At 61.7% G+C, this 20,882-nt stretch carries 15 protein-coding genes and 1 tRNA gene; 9 read left to right on the top strand and 7 right to left on the bottom strand.

What is annotated here, in order from left to right; translation table 11 throughout:
- Nucleotides 1–74: 74 nt before the first annotated feature.
- Entirely contained in the window at nt 75–431 is a 357-nt protein-coding gene (locus tag EJ069_RS15660) for a hypothetical protein (RefSeq protein ID WP_126062061.1), read from the top strand.
- 203 nt (nt 432–634) lie between these two features.
- On the top strand, nt 635–1,024 hold the full coding sequence (locus EJ069_RS15665; RefSeq protein WP_042641822.1) for a DUF427 domain-containing protein: 390 nt from the start codon (nt 635–637) through the stop codon (nt 1,022–1,024).
- Nucleotides 1,025–1,162: 138 nt separating this feature from the next.
- Here EJ069_RS15665 and EJ069_RS15670 read toward each other — a convergent pair whose 3' ends face one another.
- From EJ069_RS15670 to ppdK, 4 genes are all read right to left on the bottom strand, one after another.
- Nucleotides 1,163–1,906 (bottom strand): polysaccharide deacetylase family protein, encoded by a 744-nt coding sequence (locus tag EJ069_RS15670; protein WP_126064747.1) that lies wholly within the window; start codon nt 1,904–1,906, stop codon nt 1,163–1,165.
- A 134-nt stretch (nt 1,907–2,040) separates the two neighbouring features.
- The gene (locus EJ069_RS15675; protein WP_245456586.1) at nt 2,041–2,955 is read right to left on the bottom strand and encodes a glycosyltransferase family 9 protein; all 915 of its coding nucleotides are present in this window, start codon (nt 2,953–2,955) and stop codon (nt 2,041–2,043) included.
- A gap of 438 nt (nt 2,956–3,393) precedes the next feature.
- Entirely contained in the window at nt 3,394–4,497 is a 1,104-nt protein-coding gene (locus EJ069_RS15680) for a glycosyltransferase family 9 protein (protein ID WP_126062063.1), read from the bottom strand.
- 140 nt (nt 4,498–4,637) lie between these two features.
- Nucleotides 4,638–7,322 (bottom strand): pyruvate, phosphate dikinase, encoded by a 2,685-nt coding sequence (ppdK, locus tag EJ069_RS15685; RefSeq protein ID WP_126062064.1) that lies wholly within the window; start codon nt 7,320–7,322, stop codon nt 4,638–4,640.
- Between the two features lie 215 nt (nt 7,323–7,537).
- Between ppdK and EJ069_RS15690 the strand changes: the two genes are divergently transcribed.
- The 6 genes from EJ069_RS15690 (at nt 7,538) to EJ069_RS15715 (ending at nt 13,753) form a co-directional block, all read left to right on the top strand.
- Nucleotides 7,538–7,882, top strand: coding sequence for a VOC family protein (locus EJ069_RS15690; protein ID WP_126062065.1), 345 nt, complete (start codon nt 7,538–7,540; stop codon nt 7,880–7,882).
- Nucleotides 7,883–7,977: 95 nt separating this feature from the next.
- Nucleotides 7,978–9,402, top strand: a complete 1,425-nt coding sequence (locus EJ069_RS15695; RefSeq protein ID WP_126062066.1) for a phosphomannomutase — start codon at nt 7,978–7,980, stop codon at nt 9,400–9,402.
- Nucleotides 9,403–9,501: 99 nt separating this feature from the next.
- Nucleotides 9,502–10,485 carry a GDP-mannose 4,6-dehydratase gene (gmd, locus tag EJ069_RS15700; RefSeq protein WP_126062067.1) on the top strand — a complete coding sequence of 328 codons (984 nt, stop codon included), beginning with the start codon at nt 9,502–9,504 and terminating at the stop codon, nt 10,483–10,485.
- A gap of 57 nt (nt 10,486–10,542) precedes the next feature.
- Nucleotides 10,543–11,538, top strand: coding sequence for a GDP-mannose 4,6-dehydratase (locus EJ069_RS15705; protein ID WP_245456588.1), 996 nt, complete (start codon nt 10,543–10,545; stop codon nt 11,536–11,538).
- Nucleotides 11,539–11,765: 227 nt separating this feature from the next.
- Nucleotides 11,766–11,840: transfer RNA gene (locus EJ069_RS15710), tRNA-Gln, on the top strand.
- Nucleotides 11,841–11,953: 113 nt separating this feature from the next.
- Complete coding sequence (locus EJ069_RS15715; protein WP_348639370.1) at nt 11,954–13,753, top strand: site-specific integrase; 1,800 nt, start codon at nt 11,954–11,956, stop codon at nt 13,751–13,753.
- 69 nt (nt 13,754–13,822) lie between these two features.
- Here EJ069_RS15715 and EJ069_RS15720 read toward each other — a convergent pair whose 3' ends face one another.
- From EJ069_RS15720 to EJ069_RS15730, 3 genes are read right to left on the bottom strand one after another with little or no spacing between them, the layout of a single operon-like run.
- Nucleotides 13,823–16,102, bottom strand: a complete 2,280-nt coding sequence (locus EJ069_RS15720) for a hypothetical protein (protein ID WP_126062068.1) — start codon at nt 16,100–16,102, stop codon at nt 13,823–13,825.
- On the bottom strand, nt 16,086–18,155 hold the full coding sequence (locus EJ069_RS15725; RefSeq protein WP_126062069.1) for an AAA family ATPase: 2,070 nt from the start codon (nt 18,153–18,155) through the stop codon (nt 16,086–16,088). Before EJ069_RS15725 ends, EJ069_RS15720 begins: the two co-directional genes overlap by 17 nt.
- Nucleotides 18,155–19,660, bottom strand: a complete 1,506-nt coding sequence (locus tag EJ069_RS15730; RefSeq protein WP_126062070.1) for a VapE domain-containing protein — start codon at nt 19,658–19,660, stop codon at nt 18,155–18,157. Before EJ069_RS15730 ends, EJ069_RS15725 begins: the two co-directional genes overlap by 1 nt.
- 251 nt (nt 19,661–19,911) lie before the next feature.
- Between EJ069_RS15730 and EJ069_RS15735 the strand changes: the two genes are divergently transcribed.
- Nucleotides 19,912–20,841: a zincin-like metallopeptidase domain-containing protein gene (locus tag EJ069_RS15735; RefSeq protein WP_126062071.1), complete on the top strand. Its 930-nt coding sequence runs from the start codon at nt 19,912–19,914 to the stop codon at nt 20,839–20,841.
- Nucleotides 20,842–20,882 lie beyond the last annotated feature (41 nt).

Raw genomic sequence — 20,882 nt, forward strand, 5'->3', positions numbered from 1 at the left:
CGCCATAATCCGGCCATCCTCGCCGTTAAGTTTCGTTAACGGGCTGGGTGAGATTGGCGAATGGAGTGGTTCGCATGGACGCGCAGCTCGACGAAAAAGCCCTCGAAAGCACGCTTGCCGAAAGTCTGGACGATCTGGCGCCGGACAACAAAACCGTTTCCGAAGATGAATTTGCCGAAGTCGTCGGCGGCGCGCTTGAAGCCGTCGGCGGGACGCTGCTGTTTAAGATGCGCGTCGAAAACGGCGAGAATGGCGAGCATGTCGCCGCCGCCTGCATCGGCGAGGCGGGCAACCGCCAGTTCCTGCTGCTGACGCTGCCGACCAGCGGCGGCGCGCTCAAGGTCGAAACCGCGGCAAGAAGCACCAATCCGGTGGCCGGCATTGCCGCCGCCTATGCCGGCCTCATGGATGCCTTCAAGACAGCCGCCTGACGGCTGGCCAACAGACGTTCAATGAATGGTGATGGAGCCTCGCGCCGCGCGGGCTTGCGCGACGCACTCACCCGACACATGTAAGTCTGCCGCGAGAACGTTTCACCGTTTCATGGAAACGGCAAACCGTTCTCTTTGTTTTGACGCAATTCCGGACGGAAACCGCTTCGCGCTTTTGCTGGAATTGCTCCAGGAGACCATTCATGGACAAGCCCGCCAACCCTGCGCCCGGCTTCCAGCGCAATCCCGACAAGGTGATCACCGTCGAACCCTATCGCGGCAGCGTCACCGTGCGCGCCGGCGATACCGTCATCGCAAGATCCACCCGGGCCAAGGTGCTTTCAGAACCACCCTACCCGGCGGCCTTCTACATCCCGTTCGACGATATCGACTTCAGCAAGCTCGCCGGCACCGAGCACTCGACGCATTGCCCCTACAAGGGCGATGCCAGCTACTGGAGCGTCCAGGCGGCCGGCGAAGCCGGCACGAACGCCATGTGGGCTTATGAACATCCGTTCGACGAAATGACCGAGATCCGCAACCACGGCGCGTTCTACACGAGCAAGGTAACGGTCGAAGCCGAACCGGGCTGAGTTTTCGATTGGGCTGGGCCGTCGCTGCGATCCGAGACGGGCGAAGCCCAAGCGTCGTCATCCCAGGGCGGAGGGATGGGCGTTCACGTCAATCTCGGAAGGATGTGGCTGCCAAAATTCAGCCGCCGCACCGCACGCTCAATCGGTGGTGCCGTCGTTGCCTATACCGTCGGCATCGTCCAGGCGCACGAAGGTCATGCCTTTCTGCTTCAAGGCGAGCAGCCCCTGAACCACGCCCTCGCCGGCCGCATGCGTCGGCTGATTGATGTGGGCGATGATGACGTCGCCGTCCTTGGCGGCGCCGATGCGGCGTGCCGTTTCCTTGGCGCCGAGCAGCGAGCCGCCGTCGCCATTGACCGAGAAGCCGGCGATCTTGAAGCCCAGCTTGCGGATCATGGCGATCGCCGATGGGCTGTATTCCGCGGTGGCGCCGCGAAACCATTTGGGCGCCGGTCCGCCCGCGCTGGCGAGCGCCGCGGCGCCGGATTCAACCTCGGCCTGCACGGCGTCCGGGCTGCCGGCGCTGCTTATGCCGTAAATCTTCCGCGGCGTATCGACCGCGGGAATGTGGCGGCCGCCATGGTTTTCCAGCTCGAACAGATCAGGATGCGCTCGCATGATCTCGACGGCCGCGGCATTGTGCTTGAGCCAGATGCCCGTAACGAAGATGGTCGCCGGTATGCGATTGTCGACAAGAGCCGAAAGTATTCTTGTGTCGGTCTTTCCTCCGCAAGCGTCGAGCGTCAGGGCGACTCGCCCACCCCCTTCCGAGGCTTGGGTCTTCAGATGCAGCGTCGGCTCGAGAAGCGTCGCGGCATTGCCGGCCGACGCCGCCAAGAGCGACAGCGCAAGCACGCAAAGAGAATTTCGAAGCAGACCCATCATCCATTCCAACCCGGCACGCACGGCCATCGTCGTGCCGCCAACAAACTTTGCCTCAACAAAACCGGCATCTAGGCAAAAATCGGGACGACAAACAGCGCCAGAAGCGGCAGTCGCGAAGATTTGCTTTCGCCTTACACCGCGGCTTCCAAGCCCACCTCCGTCCGCGCCAGCAGCTGGAGCACGGCATCGGCTACCGTATCGACCTCCAAGCGCCACACGCAGCACGCCTTGTTGGGGTCAGGCCGTTCGCACATGCCCCCGCCGACGCAGTCGCAGGGCATGGGCGGGCGCACCGCGATGCTCTGCACGCTGACCGGTCCCCAGTTGACCGGGCTCTGCAGGCCGAACAGGCCGACGACGGGAGTGCCGGCCGCAGCCGCCATGTGCATGGGACCGCTGTCGTTGCCCAGAAACAGCCGCGCCTGCTGGAGCAGCGCCGGCAACGTTTCGAGCGGGAGGGCTCCGACCAGATTGACGATCGGCGTCGTCGCAGTCGCCAATATCTTTTCGGCTGCCTCGCGCTCATCCGGACTGCCGACCAGAACAACACTGAGACCGGTTTCGGCCGATATCCGGTCGATTGCGGCGGCAAAGCGCTCGGGCTGCCAGCGGCGTCCGGGGAAGCTCGCCCCGGCATGCACCGCGACGAAGGCGCTCTGCCGAAGGTGGAACGTGTCCAACAGCGCCAAGGCTTTCGCCGTCTGAGAAGATGACGGCTCGATGGCGGGAACCCGCTGGCGCAGGTCTATGCCGAGCGCCTCCAGCGGCGAAAGATATCGATAGAGAAAGTGCCGCTCGCCGTAGCCGAACGGCTTCGCCTTGACATTGGCGGATCGGAGGTCGAGCCAAGGCAAGGGACTTTTGCCCGCCTGATACCCCACGCGAACCCGCGCACCAACCAGCCCTAAGATGAACCGCGACGTCCGCGTATCGGTGATGTCGATGGCCATGTCGAAACGGTAGCGGCGCAGCCTAAAGAGCGTGACAATGAGTTCCTGCGCGCGTCGCAGCGGCGTGCCGCGCATATGGGAACGGCGGAAGGTCACAACCTCCGAGGCGATATCGTTGGCCGTGAGGAACCCGGCGAAGCGGGAGTCGCAGAGGAAGACGATGCGGGCGCCGGGGTATTCGAGCCTCAGATTCTTCGCCAGCGCGGAAGAAAGAACGAGATCGCCAATATACTTCGTTTGCAGGATCAGGATCGACCGGATAGGGCCGGAGCGACGCTGCGACGTCCGTGTCCGGGCGCCGGACGGATCGGAGTCCACGAAGCTGGGCCGAGACGTCGACATGTGGAGCCGCCATGCGCGTGTTTCACGTGACTCTCATATACAAGACTGCAACATTGTGGACCAGAGCGACTCACGCGCCGAAAAGGGCTTCCCGTCTCACGGAAAGGCGAATGCGCCGAGCGCGACGTTTCAGATCTCTCCTGGAATTGCTCCAAGAGGCGACGCGGCCGACGGGCGGCTTTCCCGCGGATGTCAGACGGCGGCCTCCAGGGGTATCTCCGTCCGTGCCAGAAGTTCCAGCGTGGCCTCGACCACCGGATCGACCTCCAGGCGCCAGACGCAGCAGGCCTTGCTTGGATCGGTCCGGCGGCACAGGTCGCCGCCGACGCAGTCGCAGGGCATGGATGGCCGCAACGAGATGCTGGGCACGCCGATCGGCGCCCAGCGGACCGGATTGGTCAGGCCGAACAGGCCGACAACCGGCGTGCCGGCCGCGGCCGCCATATGCATCGGCCCGCTTTCGTTGCCGAGAAACAGCCGCGCCTGCCTGAGCAGCGCAAGCAGGGTTTCCAGCCGCAGCGCGCCCGCCAGATTGACGACAGGCGTCTTCGCCGCGGCCACAATCCTGTCGGTCGCCTCGTTTTCGTCCGGGCCGCCGACCAGGACGACGCGCAAGCCTGTCTCGCCGGCAATCCTGTCGATTGCCTCGGCAAAGCGCTCCGGCTGCCAGCGGCGCCCGGCGAAACTTGCCCCGGCATGAACCGCGACGAAGGCGTTTGGGAGGATGTGGTGCCGGGCCAGCAAAGCCAGGACGCGGGTCGTCTCGAAGGGCAGCGGTCGAATGGCCGGGGCCTTGACGCGCAGGTCGACGCCGAGCGCCTCCAACGGAGACAGATAGCGGTAGAGAAAGTGCTTCTTGCCAAATCCGAAGGGCTTCATCCTGACAGTGGCGGGCTGGCGTTCATGCCAGCGCAGAGGCCGCTCCGTCGGAGAATAGCCGACCCGGACCGGAGCATTGACCAGCCCGGAAATAAGACGCGAGGTTTTCGAGTCGGTGATGTCGATGGTCATGTCGAAGCGATGCCGCCGCAATTCCCGCACCACGCGGAAGAGCTCGCGTCCCCGCTCGAACGGCGAGCCACGCATCCTGGCGCGGCTGAGGGAGATAGCCTCGGCGGCAATGCCTTGAGCCGTCAGGAAGCTGGCCAAATGCGTTTCGCAGAGAAACACGATCCTGACGCCCGGATATGCGAGCTGCAGGTTGTTCGCCAGCGCCGAGGCAAGCACGATGTCGCCGATGAATTTGGTCTGCAGGACAAGGATCGACCGGAAAGCAGTGGGAGCAATCTGCAACATGGGTTTCTGACACCAAAAAGTTCGGTGTTGGAAACTCCCTCGAAACGATGTCGAGATTCAGGGCCGTCACGCGCACGTTCGCGTGACATTCCATACAAAACCGTAAGGACCCTTGGGGTGCCGCTCCCCGGAACGCCCCCTCAGGCGCGTCTGGCGCCGCCTTTCGCCGCCGCCACGGCCGCCTGCGCGGCCGCCAGCCTGGCGATCGGCACGCGGTAGGGCGAGCACGATACATAGTCGAGCCCGACCTCCTCGCAGAAGCGGATCGAAGCCGGATCGCCACCATGCTCGCCGCAGATGCCGAGCTTGATGCCGGGCCGGGTCGCCTTGCCCTTTTCAGCAGCGATCCGCACCAGTTCGCCGACGCCATCGACATCGAGCGACACGAACGGATCCTGCTCGATGATGCCCTTTTGCCGGTAGGTTTCAAGGAAGGACGCCGCGTCGTCACGCGAGATGCCGAAGGTCGTCTGGGTGAGGTCATTGGTGCCGAAGGAAAAGAATTCGGCGGCTTCGGCAATGACATGGGCGCGGATCGCCGCGCGCGGCAGCTCGATCATCGTGCCGGTGAGATAATCGATCTTGGTGCCGGTCTCCTGCATGACGCTTTGCGCTACCGCGTCGATGCGCGCCTTGACGTATTCCAGCTCCTTCACCAGTCCCACCAGCGGCACCATGATTTCCGGCACCACCAGCGCGCCGGCCTTGCGTCCGGCCTCGACCGCCGCCTCGAAGATGGCGCGCGCCTGCATCTCGGCGATCTCCGGATAGGAGACGGCGAGCCGGCAGCCGCGATGGCCGAGCATTGGATTGAACTCGTGCAACGCCTCGGTGCGTTGCCGCAGCTTGTCGGCCGAGACATTCATGGCGCTCGCCACCTCGGCAAGCTCGGCCTCGGTCTTGGGCAGGAATTCATGCAGCGGCGGGTCGAGCAGGCGGATCGTCACCGGCAGGCCGGCCATGATCTCGAACAGCTCGAGGAAGTCCGAGCGCTGCATCGGCAGCAGCTTATCGAGTGCTGAGCGCCTGTCCTTCTCGGTATCGGCCAGGATCATCTCGCGCATGGCGACGATGCGGTCGCCGTCGAAGAACATGTGCTCGGTGCGGCAAAGCCCGATGCCCTCGGCGCCGAAGGAGCGCGCCATGCGCGCGTCGAGCGGCGTTTCGGCATTGGTGCGCACTTTCATGCGGCGCTGGGCGTCAGCCCATTCCATGATGGCGGCGAAATCGCCGGAAAGCTCCGGCTGCAGCATGGCGACCGCGCCCTTCAGCACCTGTCCGTTGCCGCCATCGATGGTGATGATGTCGCCCTTGCGGAAGGTCTGGCCCATCGAGACCAGCGTGGCGGCCTTGTAGTCGACGCGCAGCGAGCCGGCGCCCGACACGCACGGCTTGCCCATGCCGCGCGCCACCACCGCGGCGTGACTGGTCATGCCGCCACGCGTGGTCAGGATGCCTTCGGCGGCATGCATGCCGTGAATGTCCTCCGGGCTGGTCTCGATGCGCACCAGGATCGCCTTGCGTCCCTGAGCCCTGGCGTCCTCGGCGTCGGCGGACGAGAAGACGATCTCGCCCGTGGCGGCGCCGGGCGAGGCCGGCAGGCCCATGCCGATGACATCACGCGCCGCCTTCGGATCGATGGTCGGGTGCAGCAGCTGGTCGAGCGATGCCGGATCGATGCGGGCGACCGCCTCCTCCTTGGTGATCAGGCCGTCCCTCGCCATCTCGACGGCGATCTTCAGCGCCGCCTTGGCGGTGCGCTTGCCGGAGCGGGTCTGCAGCATCCACAACTTGCCGCGCTCGATGGTGAATTCGAGGTCCTGCATGTCGCGGTAATGCTTTTCCAGCCGGTCGGAAATGTCGACGAAGGCCTGGAAGGCGTCGGGCATCAGCTTCTGAAGCGACGGCTTGTCGGAGCCGGCGGCGATACGCGCCGCCTCGGTGATGTTCTGCGGCGTGCGGATGCCGGCCACCACGTCCTCGCCCTGGGCATTGACCAGGAACTCGCCATAAAGCTGCCTGTCGCCGGTCGAGGGATTGCGGGTGAAGGCGACGCCGGTCGCGGAGGTGTCGCCCATATTGCCGAACACCATGGCCTGGACGTTGACCGCCGTGCCCCAGCTTTCCGGGATGTCGTGCAGGCGGCGATAGGTGATGGCGCGGCTGTTCATCCAACTCGAGAACACGGCGCCGATCGCGCCCCAGAGCTGCTCGTGCGGGTCCTGCGGGAACGGCTTGCCAAGCTCTTCCTCGACCTTGGCCTTGTAGAGCGAAATGACGCCCTGCCATTCCGCGGCCGTCAGCTCGGTGTCGAGCTCGTGGCCGAGGCTCGCCTTCTGGTCCTCGAGGATTTCCTCGAACACTTCGTGGTCGAGGCCCATGACGACGTCCGAATACATCTGGATGAAGCGGCGGTAGCTGTCATAGGCGAAGCGCGCATCGCCGGAATCGGCGGCCAAAGCCTCGACCGTCTCGTCGTTGAGGCCCAGATTGAGCACCGTGTCCATCATGCCGGGCATCGATGCCCGGGCGCCGGAGCGGACGGAGACCAGAAGCAGCTTCGACGGATCGCCGAACCGGCGGCCGGTGATGCGGCCGATATGGTCGAGAGCGGCGACGACATCCGTCTTGAGCCCATCGGGATAGGCCCGGCCGTTGGCGTAATAGGCGTTGCAGACTTCCGTGGTGATGGTGAAACCGGGCGGCACGGGCAGGCCGAGGCTGCACATCTCGGCCAGATTGGCACCTTTGCCACCGAGAAGATTGCGGTCGCCGGCACGGCCTTCGGCGGCGCCGTCGCCGAAGGTGTAAACCCACTTGGTCATGCTTGCCCTCCAGTTCGTGGAAGATAGAAACAGCCGGACCATGGCCCGGTTCCCCGCCTCCCCGATCCGAGCGATAGGATGCTGCAGTGCGAAAGGCAAGGCACCGACCAGCGCTCCCAGTCACTACAATCGATTAAGCAAAAGCTGCGGCAAAAAGACTTGCCGCAGGGTATGGCGCGTTATAGAACATAACAGGAACATAGTGGAGTAGCGTGATGAAACTCAACGGAAAACTCGACTATCTGGAGCTGCCGGCAACCGGCGGCACGCTGGACAGCGTCAAATCCTTCTACAGCGCCGCCTTTTCATGGTCATTCACCGATTACGGGCCGACTTATTCCGCCTTCGCCGAAGGGCTCGACGGCGGTTTCCAGGCCGATGCCGTGGAAGCGCCGGCCAAACCGCTGCCCGTGCTCTACTCCGAGAATCTCGAGGAAACGCTGGAAGCAGTCGAGAGCGCCGGGGGGACCATCGTCAAGCCGATCTTTTCCTTCCCCGGCGGCAGACGGTTCCACTTCACCGATCCGGCCGGCAACGAACTGGCGGTGTGGGGACATTAGAAAGGACGCGGGTTTCGAGGTTTTTTTGATGTTGACAGCCGGGCCCGGCTCACTCCAACAAATAGCGGCGATCTTCCAACAGCAAAAGCGGGCTGATGAAATTCGGGTCAAGCGGCGTTCGGGGTTTGGCTTCCGAATTGGTCGGAAGGCCAAGCGGACTTTACACTGAGGGCTTCGCCCGGCGCCTGCGGTCGACTGGATTTCAGCAAGGCAAGGTCTTCGTGGGGCGGGACTTGCGCGACAGCAGCCCGGCAATCGCGCAGGACTGCATGGCGGCGCTGGCCGCGGCCGGCTTCCAACCGGTCGATTGCGGTCCGATCCCCACACCGGCGCTTGCCTTTTATGCCCGCCGGCAGGGCGCCGCGGCGCTGATGGTGACCGGCTCGCATATCCCCGCCGACCGCAACGGCATCAAGTTCTATGGACCGAAGGGCGAGATCAACAAGGCGGATGAGGCCGCGATCACCGCTCATGTCGCAGAGCTGTCGGATCAATATCCTTGGCCGCCGACCTATGCGGACTGGCAAGCCGGCCATGAACAGGCGCTCGCGGCCTTTCGAGACCGTATCGGCGGCATCCTGCCCCCTGGCGCCCTTTCCGGAATGAGGCTCGGCGTCTACCAGCACAGCACCGTTGCGGCGGAACTGCTGGTCGAGGTCCTGCGATCCTTCGGCGCCGATGTGATCGTCGTGGGCAAAACAGATACGTTCGTGCCTGTCGATACCGAGGCGGTCAGCCAGGAAACGCTGGCGATGTTGCGGGACTGGGTGCGCGAGTTCAAATTCGACGCGGTGGTCTCGGCCGATGCCGATGCCGACCGCCCTCTTGTCATCGACGAAAACGGCGAATTGTTCCGCGGTGACCTGATCGGGCTGGCCACGGCGCTCTTCCTCAAGGCCGATGTCGTGGTGACGCCGGTCACCTCCAACTCGGGCATAGCCGAAGCGTTCGGGTTCAGCGTCAGGAGAACGAAGGTCGGGTCGCCTTTCGTCATCGAGGGAATGGACGCCGCGCGGCAGGCAGGCGGCATCGTCGTCGGCTTCGAAGCCAATGGCGGAGTTCTGCTGGGATCCGACTGCCTGGTGAATGGCAAAATATTGTCGGCACTGCCGACGCGGGATTCATTCTCTCCCATCCTGGCGGTGCTGGGCACGGTGGCATCGACGGGGAAATCGCTGTCCAACCTGCGTGAAAGCTGGAATCTTCCGGTCTGCGCCAGCGAGCGGCTCGAGAACTTCCCGGTCGAGACATCGCGCGGCTTGATGCGCAAGCTCGCCGACCGCGACGCGTTGCAGCGGTTCCTGGCGCCCTTCGGCATGGTGGCGGATGTAGATGAGACCGACGGTCTGAGAGCGCGAATGACCAGCGGCGAGATCATCCATCTGCGACCCTCCGGCAACGCTCCCGAATTTCGCTGCTATGCCGAGGCCGCCAGCCATGAAAGGGCAAGCGAAATCGTGGCAATGGCGCTGGAACGGGCGCGGGTCGCCACACTGGCGGATAAGACCGAGGCCGTATAATGACAGCGGTGCCGGCGGTTGCCGCTGGTTTGGAGCGCGGGCAATTCAGCAATGATGGGGACTTCCGCCCCGCGTCTCGCTCGATCACCGAGACCATTGATGACGAAGACAGCATTGATAACCGGGATCACCGGGCAGGACGGCGCCTATCTGGCGCAGCTCCTGCTTTCGAAGGGCTACGAGGTCCACGGATTGGCGCGACGGTCGAGCACGGCCGACGTCAACACGATGCGGCTGAAATGGCTGGCCATCGAGGACGACGTGCGGATCGTGGATGGCGACATCACGGATCTATCGGGCCTGACCCGAACCATGCGCGACGTAAGGCCTGACGAGGTCTACAACCTTGCCGCGCAGTCTTTCGTCAAATCGTCATGGCAGCAGCCTATCCTGACGAGCAACGTCACCGGCATCGGCGTCACCAATGTGCTGGAGGCGCTGCGTCTAGAAGTGCCCGGGGCGCGTTTCTATCAGGCTTCGTCGTCGGAGATGTACGGCCTTATCCAGGAGCCGATGCAGTCGGAGACCACGCCTTTCCATCCCCGCTCGCCCTATGCGGTGGCCAAGGCCTACGGCCATTGGATCACCGTCAATTATCGCGAGAGCTTCGGCCTCCATGCCTCGAGCGGCATCCTGTTCAATCACGAATCGCCGCTTCGCGGCATCGAATTCGTGACACGCAAAGTCACGGACTCCGTCGCGCGCATCAAGATGGGGCTGGCGAGGGAGTTGCGCTTGGGCAACATCGACGCCAGGCGCGACTGGGGCCATTCCAGGGATTATGTCCGCGCCATGTGGCTGATGCTGCAGCAGGGAGAGCCTGACGACTATGTGGTCGCCACCGGCAGGACGACGACGGTGCGCGACATGTGCAGGATCGCCTTCGAGCATGTCGGGTTGAAGATGGACGACTATCTTGTCATCGATCCAGACCTGTTCAGGCCGGCGGAAGTCGAAATCCTGCTCGGCAATCCGGCCAAGGCAAAGGCGAAGCTCGGATGGGAAGCGACGATCTCCCTGGAAGAGATGATCCGCGAGATGGTGGACGCCGATCTCGCGCGCCACGCAGCCGCCGGGCGTTGAAAGGGAAGTCGTTGTGACGCCGCGTTCCGCCACGCATCCGCATCCGGACAACGCTTCATGCTTCGTGAGGCCGGCATGATGCTTTGTGAGGCCGGCATGCGCGTTTTGATGACCGGCGCCAACGGTTTCGTCGGCCCCTATGTCGGCGACGCATTGCGCAAGATCTGCGGCTCTGAGGTCGTCATTGCCGCGACCTCCAAGGATGGGGGCCCGCACCCCGCTTTCGGCGAGGTCGAGGAACTGGATGTGACGGACACGGCCGCCGTCCAGGACGCCATTGCCCGCCACCGGCCAACGCATGTCATCCACATGGCGGCGCTCGCAGCCCTCGATGCCGCCCGGGCGGATCCGCGGAACACCTGGCGCATCCATGTGAACGGCGCGCTCAACGTAGCCAATGCCATCCTCGACAAGGCGCCGGACTGCTGGCTGATCCATGTCGGATCCGGCCTGGTGTATGGCGAAAGCGCGAAGACCGGGCGACCGCTCGACGAAAGCACGCTGCTTGGCCCGGTCGACGACTACGCCGCGACCAAGGCCGCGGCCGACCTCGCGCTCGGCGCGCTGTCGTACCGGGGGTTGAAATGCGTTCGGATGCGTCCCTTCAATCATACGGGACCAGGCCAGACCGAGGCATTCGCGGTGCCGGCCTTCGCCATGCAGATCGCGCGGATCGAGGCAGGCCTGGCCCCGCCGGTCATCCGCGTCGGCAATCTCGACGCCAGGCGCGACTTCCTGGATGCGCGCGACATCGCCAATGCCTATGCGCGCGCCGTCTTGAACAGCAACAAGCTTGCGCCGAACACTATCTTCAACCTTGCGTCCGGCCTCTCCTGGCGCATGGCAGACATTCTGGATCTGCTGCTGGCGCAAAGCCGCGTCAAGATCGTCGTGGAGCAGGATCCCTTGCGGATGCGGCCAAGCGATCTGCCATGCATCGTCGGCGATGCGACCCGCGCTCGGACGCTGCTTGGCTGGGCGCCCGAGCATTCTTTCGAGGAGACGCTTGCGGCGGTCCTCGAGGATTGCCGCGCGCGTGTGGCGCAGGCGTGAGCAACGCGGCATTGCCGGCTTCGCGGAAGCAGTATTGCTCCAATGTCGGCCAGGCGGGCGAGGCAGATGCGCGGCCGCGGTGGTCCGGGACAGGCCGCTGGCGATCAGCGACGAACTGCCAGCAAATGGTGACCTGCATCGCAGCCGCTTTTAGTTGATGTTGCGGCATTGAGCTTTGCGCCGCCCCGTCCTATAAGGCCGCGCGCAAGCGGGCATGCCCCGCCTGCTGGGGCGTCGCCAAGCGGTAAGGCATCGGTTTTTGGTACCGACATTCCCAGGTTCGAATCCTGGCGCCCCAGCCAACAAACCCGTAACTGACTGTTCCAGCTCACTTTCTTCACCGGAAGGAAGCGCCGAACACCCCCTTGCTACAATTGACTGCTACAAATCAGGACGAGGACGTCGGCTGCTCAACGTGGTTCGACGAGATGGCGTGTTTCATTTCCGGCGAGTCGTGCCCTCGCCGCTGCGATCTCGGATCGGACGCTCCGAATTGGTACGGAGCCTATCCACAAATGCCGTGGCGTCTGCCAGAATGCGCGCTGATTTGCTCTATCGGTATTCTGAAGGACTTTTCGCGGCCGCCGCCTCCATGCTCTCATCCGATGAAATTGCCCGGCTGGTGAAAGACTTTTATCAGCTGACCCTGACGATTGACGACCATCGCCGGCTATTCCCGGAGCAGCTGTGGTCCGAGGAGGACCATCAAGCGCGGTCGGACTATCTCGATCAGACCCTCGCCGAGCAGCGTGACGCTCTGCGGAAGAATGATTTCGAGAAGGCCAATCCGGCGGCGCAGGCGGTGATGGCGCGCAGCAAGCTGGCCGAAGGCGACCTCGGTCCGGGCGAATACAATCAAATCCGTCAGGCGATCCTACGAGCTAGCATCGACATTATAAGTGAGTTAAGGGCACGCCAGGACGGCGACTTCAATCACGACCCTCGAGACAGACTGCTCAAAGATGCCCTTGGCGGAGCGAGCGCAACGCCCGTCCTGCCAAGCCAGGCCGCGGCCCCTTTGGCGGTCCCCTCTCCGCCAGTGGCAAGCGGCGGGCCGAATTTTTCGGAGATTGCTGAGGCGTTCCGCTGCGACCAGATCGCGGTCAAAATTTGGGACCAGCAAACGGCAGGGCAGGCAAAGGCAAGCTATCGTTTGTTTGCCGAAATATGCGGCGACAAGCCACTCGCGCAATATGCTCGAGGCGATGCTGACGAGTTCCGCAAAAAGATACAGCGTCTACCGTGGGACTACTCGAAGGCGCCTGCCTATCGAAATCGATCGGTCGACGAAATCCTGAAGGTGGCGGAGTCGCAAGCCAAAACGCGCAACGTTCAGCCGATCACTCAGCGCACGGTCAAAAGACATTTCTCCGCGCTGAGCGGGCTTTGGGGATCGGCTCTTTCGGCTGGAACCGTCAGCCAGAACATCTTCAGCGGCTTCCGATTCGGGTCTGCAAAGAAGGCCACGGAGCAGCGCGACGCCTGGACCCGGCCCGAATTGGAGACCCTGTTTTCGTCTCCTCTCTACACTGGGTGCAAGTCCGAAGTGCGTCGGGCTGAACCTGGGTCCCTGGTCCTAAAGGATGAGCGGTACTGGATTCCCCTGATCGGGATTCTTTCCGGAATGCGTCAGGAAGAGATCGCCCAGTTGCACACAGAAGATGTCAAGGAAGCCGACGGCATCTCCTTCTTCGATATCAACGATAAGCCGCCTCGGATGCTGAAGAATGCCAACGCCGCCCGCCAGGTACCGTTGCACGTCACGCTCATTAAGCTCGGCTTTTTGGAATATGTGGACCAGTGCCGCAAATCCCGACAGGTGCGACTGTTCCCCAATCTGAAGCCTGGCGGAGCAGACAATCGTTTAGGACATTCGTTTTCGAAGTGGTTTACCCGTTATCGCCGAGACATAGGCGTGTACCGCAAAGGTCTGGATTTCCATTCCTTTCGCCACTCGGCTAGCACCTTGATGCACCAAGCGGGTGTCGAACGCGCCGTGCTTGACCATGTCACTGGGCATTCGACGCCCGGCGAGACGAGCCGCTACGTCAAGGCGTCGGCCCTGGCCCAGCTTCAGTCAGCCATCAATTCGATCGATATCGGCTTCGACATAGTAGCCCTGCTGGAGGCGAAGCCAGGCCTGAAAGCCTTCGTGCGTCCGCGGCTCAGGTATAGAAAGCAGCGACGGCCATCCTCAAGTCGTGGCGCGGGTTAAACAGAGCGGTCAGTGCGATTCAATATGGACCGTAGGGCGCTAAATTGCGCGACAGTCGCAAAGAAGGTGCTACGCCGCCCATTGGGTATTACCCCGCAGGATACGCCGGGTCTCCATGAACGCTTGCCGCTGCCCAACCAAGTCAACATGGTCCAGGCACCAAAACGCCGATAGACGGCCCCATAGGCTGTCATAACTCTGTCCCGTGGATGCAGCTCTCTTTGCCATCTCATCGGCAAGATGGGTCAAGGCACGGCTGTGTCGACGCCAGGAAGGCAGCGCCGGTTCTCGGCCCACGTTGCCCGGCGCTATGTGAGTCAATGTCGCTCTCATCTGGTCAGCCACACCTAGCGACGCCCCCTCGTGATCGGAGATGAGGGTGCTAGGTTCGGTCCACGTGGCCCCCAGCAACGACGTCCACGTCGCGATGACTCCACCTATCCAACCAAAACCCAATACCTTCCCGGCATCTTCCGCTGTGATGACGGTTCCGCCACAAACGTTTGCGCAGGCTTCGGCCAATCGCCGCGGCAACCCGCCGCCCTTTTCAAGTACCAGGTCAAGCACAGGTCCGGGTAACAGACGTTGGCCGTAATGGGAACAAAAGCGGGCGACGAGGCTCTCAGCATCTGCGTTGCTGAGACGCGCGAAACGATGCACCTCACTGCGAGACACGCCCGTCGCTCTTAAAGAGTTGATCTCGCGGCCGCAGGCGATGAACAAGGTGGCCTTGTGCCTTTCCTCAAGCGTTTTGAGCAGAGTATCGATCAAGCCCCCTGCCCGCTCTGGATTTTCCAGGATGACCGCATTGCGCTCAGCGAAGGCCCGAAAATACTTCATGTCGCGCAGCCAGCCCCTGACACTGTCCAAGGAACTCCCATGCGCCGCGCCGTCTAGCTCGACGTAGCCGAGGACGCCATTGTCGAAGGCCATGCAGACGCCGCATCTTCCGCAAGAAAGATAATCTGCCTCGGCTCTCCCCGTGCACATGAATGCTCTGGCGTACGCCCTAGCGAAGGTCTTTTTTCCGACGCCATCGGGACCATAGATGAAGAGAGGTGTGTGTCTTGCGGCCCCGAACCGTTCCTTTACGGCGGCGACGGCCGCGTCCCGGCCGACTATCTCGTCGAAAAGCCTTGCCGAAAACCTGCCCTCATCATGGCCGCTGCCCGAAGGGGTCGGCGACGCTGCCAATAACTGGGTTTCGTCAAGGCAAAAGATTGCCCTGAGCCGCACGACCCACTCCGGTTCGTATGTTCCCTGCCGACCGAGCAGTTCCACCAGGCATTGCTCTAGGCCAAGCTCATCTTGATCGTCATCTCGAGGTGCTCTCGAGACATCCCCAATCCGATCCCAAACGCCAGCCAGCCGGTCCCGACCATCTGACGTTTGACGAGTGGCGAAGTCACGCAGCAACTGGTCAACAATTTGAAGGAACTCATTGGGATGTATTGCCCCATCATGCCCCTCCGTAGCAACTGAACGTAGAGACGGCGTCCAAGCGACAAGCAGCGCAATCCAGAGCACGAAATCGAACCTATCAACGGATACGGCCCGCCCAGAACAGATCTTCAGCGCGATGTTCGCACTCAACTGGTGAAGATCGTCGATGAGCGATTCGTACGACCGGCCCCTCCTAACACGAAGGTCAACGCCTCGGAGGACATTGGCTCGATCTCGCAATGTGGGGTCTGCCAGATAATCAAGCAGCGGGTCCGCCAGAAGGCTCCGCTCCTTGACCTCCTCCTGCTGCTCTGTGGTCTCCACAAACTCCTTTGACCGCTGATCAAAAGACTGCGCCACGTATGCATCGAAGGCTTGAACAAGGCTGGGCAAAGCCAATCTGCCTCCGCCGAGTTGATCCGTGAAACGCTCTTTTACGATTTTGGGCACGGGCGTAGCCGTCGGAAGAAGGTCGCAGTTGGCAACGACAAATTGCCAGACGGCGTCCGGAATGTCGTCGCTGGTAACGATCGGCTCTTCCACCAACAAGATGCCATCAGCGCCTAGCCATGTCTTGTCCGCAAACAAGCGAGAACCATGCGGTGCGAAAACAGCGAGATACGATGTCTCACGGTCCCTAAGAGCCTTCACTACAGGCGTCAAATCTTGCTCGGTCTCGCGTGATAGATCGCAAAGGTAGACGCCATCAAAGAGTGCCTGACCACCGCTCGCCAAGCCCACCATGGAGGGTCTGCACGGATAGAGCTCACGACCTTCTTGTTCGAAGAGGTCGCGCAATGCACGCTCCATCTCGTGGCGCAGGAGCCCGGTCCTCATGCGGTAAACTAGCACTCGTGGCGGCAACCGCGGCGCAAGCAGGAACTCGACATCAAGAATCGACTTCAAGCCCCCACCATGGCATCCAGCGCCGCGGCCGGGACTTTACTTCCAGCCAACTCGCTCGAATTTGTCGGCGTTTTTCCTCGAGCTGAACCGGGTCGCCTCCAAAGATCTCCAGATCTTCAATTTGGCGACGACGAAGGGCAAACTCCTTGTTCCGATCGAGCCATTCTTTTGGCTCCCATTCAGATTTGATATGTCGCCATGCGCGGTCGTCATATGCCGACAGGAACCCCATGCCCTCAGAGGCAGCTTTCTCGATAGCGTCCTGACCTACCAGCCCGGTGAAGGTCAGCACTCGATAGGGGATGGCCACAGGCTGTCGCCATCTCGTTTTTTGAACCCGAAGGTTCTTCATGAGGGCCCTGGCACCGACATCAGGATAAAAGGAATCGCCGCCGAGGCCCGCGCAAAGCCCCATCACTTCGGCCCAATGGAATTTCATGCCCCGTTTCACGTCTGAAAGTCGCCTATCAAAGTCGTGGACGCCCTCGTCGGCTTGCCAGAAGGCGTCGAACCACTCCTGAACCCGAGACTGTGCGCCCGGAGTGTCCAACTGGGTGAGGTGGGCACATATCCGGGCCGTAACCGGGCCGAATTGGCCCGCTTCCAAGAGGGTAATCGTGGCAAGGGAGGAGGGCCGGCCCGCTGCCTGCTCTTCCAGCTCTCGAACAAAACGTTGCACCCTCGCGACAGTGGTCGGCGCCTTCACACCGGGGTAGGAGGATATCTCAAACGCAGCGTTGATCACGTAGCCAGTTGCCTGCGTCAGTGCACTTGCTCGATTGACGATCGCGCGGACGCCCTCGATGTCAAGACTGTTTGGTTCGTTGCTCGGCTGGCCGATCTTTTCGTTGGCCTCGACAAGGCTCTGAGACGATGTCTGTGGGTGAATGGCTGGCGCGGGAACGGCGATCCCAAAACTTTCCCCTTTGGATTCGTAGGACCCGATCTGCAGCGCGCTCCGCGCCTCGCCGAGGCGCCGGTTCACGAGGTCCTGAAACAACGCCAAGCGCAATTGCAGCTCGGTCTCATGGTCGGATGAGGGGCGATCCCAGAAAGACAACATCGGCTCCCAAAAAGGGCGCAGATCTCGTTGCGAAGGCACATCCAGCCGCCGGCAGAAGCCCCCCAAAATTTCGGACCTGCCCACGGTAATTGATTGGGTGATCGGGTCGCCGACAAAATCGAGACCTAGAATGTCGCGATAAAATACCGATGTCAGAAAGGACTGTATCCACTTGACTATAATCCCGACCTCTTCGGGCCAGTCGGCAAGAATGGTGATTTGCCGTGCCTCGTCTGCATCAGCCAAGGCAAGAAATAAGTCGATCAGCCTTTCCGTCTGATCGAGGCCAAACATGCTTTTGACGGACTGCAAGGTTATGGGGCCCATGCCCGCTAACTGGTCGAGCCCGATCAGCAAATCCCTTGGGTATCCCCGCTTGATAGATGCCAGCAACGCCAAGCCGTCGATGTCGTAGGCGATGCCCTCTCGTTCCGCAACGTGGCGAAGAAGTTTCACAGCCTCGGTCGCGCCGAGTCGACGCACTTCCAGGGCCATGAGACGCGAGCGCAACGTATTCTTCAGTGCCCTGGGCTCAGTGGTCGCAAAGACGAATGCCACGCCAGGCAAGGGCTCCTCGACCCGTTTGAGCAGACTGTCTGCTGCCTTTGGCTTGATTTCATGCGCTTCGTCGAAGAAGAGCACGGTCGTTTTCCAGTCGGTTGGCTTTCGGTAGCGCCCGTCCAGCCATGCCTCGATGTCGGCATCCTCCCCACCCGTCCCGGGAACATCATACTCCCAGTCCTCGTAATCCACGTCCGTACAGAACGTGCAGCGGTTGCAGGGGGAACCATCGGGGGCTACGTCGGAGCAATTCAGTGCCTTCGCATAGAGGCGGGCCAGCGTCGTCTTCCCCGAGGCATGAGACCCGAACAGCAGCAGGTTCCGAGGCTTTGCCTTGCGCAGGATCACGGTCGACAGGAATGTGACCGCGTGAGGCTGCCCCAAAACCTCTGAAAAACGGGTTGGGCGATACTTATTCGCAAGGCTCATTAATCGCCACTGCCATCTGCGGCGTCGGCACCTAGGGGTGCGGGTTCGAGGTGTGCTTCGGCCAGCGTAGCCTCGCGAACTGGTGGATCTGGCGGACCTGACGGATCTGACGGATCTGACGGCGGCGAAAAAACAGCCGACGACGAAACGACCGCGTTTGGCGTCGCGGCCTTAGCAAAGCTGCTCTTCAGGACATACAGGGCGCCCTTCTCAGTTTTCTGCCTTTTTGCAAATGGCATGGCGGGGTCATCGCAGTTCTTCAATATCTCGGCCGAGAATGCCTGCGCGCTGATGCTCTCTCGGGTTTGTCTCATGAAAAGTTGACGCAGCTCTTCACCCAACACTCCGGTCTTGTAACGGATTTCGCGCACCTCTTCTGAGGCGCAATCCAGCCCCTTCGCCCACCTCAAGACCGAACTTTCTGGAACAAACTGACCTTGATGCCGGGTCAGTTGATCGAGCACGTCTAGAATCGGCGAAGGCTCCGCTGCAGACACCGAGCGCCAAAGCAGTTGACAGTCAAGTGATTCGACAGTCGACCATATGTGCGGACTGCCGCCCTTTGGCACGGATCCGTTGCGAAACGGCAGCATCGCAAATCGCCTGCTGCCCGTCGCGTCCTGGACCAGCTCCTGGATCCTGGTGTTGGCTGTCCCGATGAGGGTAGACCTGATGCTGTATGGTGAAGGCGACGACGAGTGCATCATACGCCCCGCCATCTTTTCGCCAGTGAGCCGGGATTTTAGGACAGCTACCCCTTTTTCAGGCGCCATGTCGTCGATGACCACGATGGGAAACTCGAAAATCCCTTTGGACCGCGTATCGGCGATGTCGCTCAAATAGGTGAAGCAAGCGAGTTCCTTTAGCGGGCCGACCAGCCTGCTGACGAAGGTCGTCTTGCCAGATCCTTGGATAGAGCTCCAAACAATCGGCATTAAGTGATGCTTTACACCTTTACGAAGCGATTTCGCTTTCACCTGCCAGATGAAGTGCTTAATTATGGCAACGCTGAGTGATGGCTCAAGGTCGAATAAAGTGCCCACTCGTCTCCATTCGTCTCGCGATTTGGCAACTTCCAGCTCACTAAGTGGCGGTTCTATCAGCGGCTGCAGCACTGTCTTTCGACGAGAGCCCTGCGCTCCCTTTGCCACTCGCCGGCACGCGGTGGAAATAATCGACCTCTGGAACCGGTAGTTGCGGACCCTGGCGAATAGAACCATCCGGTCAATCAGGTCCGGAACCGTTTCCTCCTGTTTGGCGAGCAACTCGGGCACGGTCTTTGGCGGGCTTAAGTGAGCATCAGTTTCGGCGATAGAGCCGTCAAACAGGATCTCCAACCGATAGTGACGCAGATATTGCCTCACAAAAAGCTCAGGGTCCGTCCGGTCGAACTCCGGAGGTAGTGCCGCCGCCATTTGAGAGGCTTGGGCCTCTTCGGAAGGCGTCGGGCCAGGGGCTTCACCGTCGGTTGAATTGGGCAGCTGCACCCTTGGGCTGTCGTCCATCTATGCGTCCTTGTTGCCGATACTCCCATTTGGTTCATAAGATTTGACGCGCAAGCTTAGTTGCTTAACAACCGCTTATTCAAACGGTTACACATTCAGCTTAGAGGGCCGAGAATCGCGACAAGACGGGGTGCCTTATGGTGACCTGAAAGAGCCGGTGATCACGCTGCTTCTTGAATTGGCTGCCCCTCCTCGCAACTCAAGCGCCAGACCGATGAACCGCCCAGCGAAAAACGTTGGAGAACGCGGCCATGGTTTCAGGCATATACCGGCAAGTGACAGACGCTCTGATCGAGCAGTTGCAACAGACCCATTCGGGTGCATGGGTCTGTCCCTGGCATCGAACGGGCGGGGGTCTGCCCGTGAATGGCAAGACGGGCCAGCGATATCGCGGGATCAACATTCTGAACCTTTGGTGCGCTGCCGAGCGCTCGGGCTTTGCCGATAACCGCTGGGCCAGCTACCGCCAGTGGCAATCCAAAGGTGCCCAGGTTCGTCGCGGCGAAAAGGGCACCCTCGTCGTCTTCTATAAGGAAATCGACAAGCAGCAAAACGGCGCGGAGGGCGCCGACGAGGGCGAATCTTCCGAGCGCCGTTATGTCTTGCGAACTTCGGTGTTGTTCAATCGCGACCAAGTTGACGGATTGCCCCCGGACGGCGAACCCCAGCTTGAGAGCGATTGGACCGCGGACAAATTCGACCGTTTCCTCGATAAGACGGGTGCTGTCGTCAGGTTTGGCGGAACGCAGGCGTTCTATAGCCTGCAAACCGACCACATTCAGCTGCCTATGCGGGAGCATTTCAAGAGCCCCGAGGGATATGCGGCTACCGCGGCACACGAGCTCGTACATTGGACCGGCGCGAGGGCGCGACTGTCGCGCGATCTCTCGGCACGATTTGGCAAGCGAGCTTATGCGGCCGAAGAACTCGTGGCCGAGCTCGGTTCCGCATTCCTCTTGGCCGGGTTGGGATTGGCCAGCGTACCGCACGAAAATCATGCCGCATACCTAGCAGGGTGGCTTCCTCTGTTGCGCGATGACCCTCGAGCGATCTTTGTCGCGGCCGCGCAGGCGTCCCGAGCAGCGGAATGGCTTTTCGAGTCAACGGGACAGGCTGAAGATGAGCCGCGCCTCGGCGATCAAGAACACGATTCGACCGGTTTGGTGGCTGAAGGTCCGTAAATGCAGCGGCGTCGCGTTCCAGGATATGACCGGGCGATAGG

This window comes from Mesorhizobium sp. M2A.F.Ca.ET.043.05.1.1 (assembly GCF_003952445.1).
Classification (GTDB): domain Bacteria; phylum Pseudomonadota; class Alphaproteobacteria; order Rhizobiales; family Rhizobiaceae; genus Mesorhizobium.

What these genes read in the sequence shown, in the direction of transcription:
- EJ069_RS15660 (WP_126062061.1), top strand. Translation starts at nt 75, where the DNA reads ATGGACGCGCAGCTCGACGAAAAAGCCCTCGAAAGCACGCTTGCCGAA.
- EJ069_RS15665 (WP_042641822.1), top strand. Translation starts at nt 635, where the DNA reads ATGGACAAGCCCGCCAACCCTGCGCCCGGCTTCCAGCGCAATCCCGAC.
- EJ069_RS15670 (WP_126064747.1), bottom strand. Translation starts at nt 1,906, where the DNA reads ATGGGTCTGCTTCGAAATTCTCTTTGCGTGCTTGCGCTGTCGCTCTTG.
- EJ069_RS15680 (WP_126062063.1), bottom strand. Translation starts at nt 4,497, where the DNA reads ATGTTGCAGATTGCTCCCACTGCTTTCCGGTCGATCCTTGTCCTGCAG.
- ppdK (WP_126062064.1), bottom strand. Translation starts at nt 7,322, where the DNA reads ATGACCAAGTGGGTTTACACCTTCGGCGACGGCGCCGCCGAAGGCCGT.
- EJ069_RS15690 (WP_126062065.1), top strand. Translation starts at nt 7,538, where the DNA reads ATGAAACTCAACGGAAAACTCGACTATCTGGAGCTGCCGGCAACCGGC.
- EJ069_RS15695 (WP_126062066.1), top strand. Translation starts at nt 7,978, where the DNA reads ATGAAATTCGGGTCAAGCGGCGTTCGGGGTTTGGCTTCCGAATTGGTC.
- gmd (WP_126062067.1), top strand. Translation starts at nt 9,502, where the DNA reads ATGACGAAGACAGCATTGATAACCGGGATCACCGGGCAGGACGGCGCC.
- EJ069_RS15705 (WP_245456588.1), top strand. Translation starts at nt 10,543, where the DNA reads ATGCTTCGTGAGGCCGGCATGATGCTTTGTGAGGCCGGCATGCGCGTT.
- EJ069_RS15725 (WP_126062069.1), bottom strand. Translation starts at nt 18,155, where the DNA reads ATGAGCCTTGCGAATAAGTATCGCCCAACCCGTTTTTCAGAGGTTTTG.
- EJ069_RS15730 (WP_126062070.1), bottom strand. Translation starts at nt 19,660, where the DNA reads ATGGACGACAGCCCAAGGGTGCAGCTGCCCAATTCAACCGACGGTGAA.
- EJ069_RS15735 (WP_126062071.1), top strand. Translation starts at nt 19,912, where the DNA reads ATGGTTTCAGGCATATACCGGCAAGTGACAGACGCTCTGATCGAGCAG.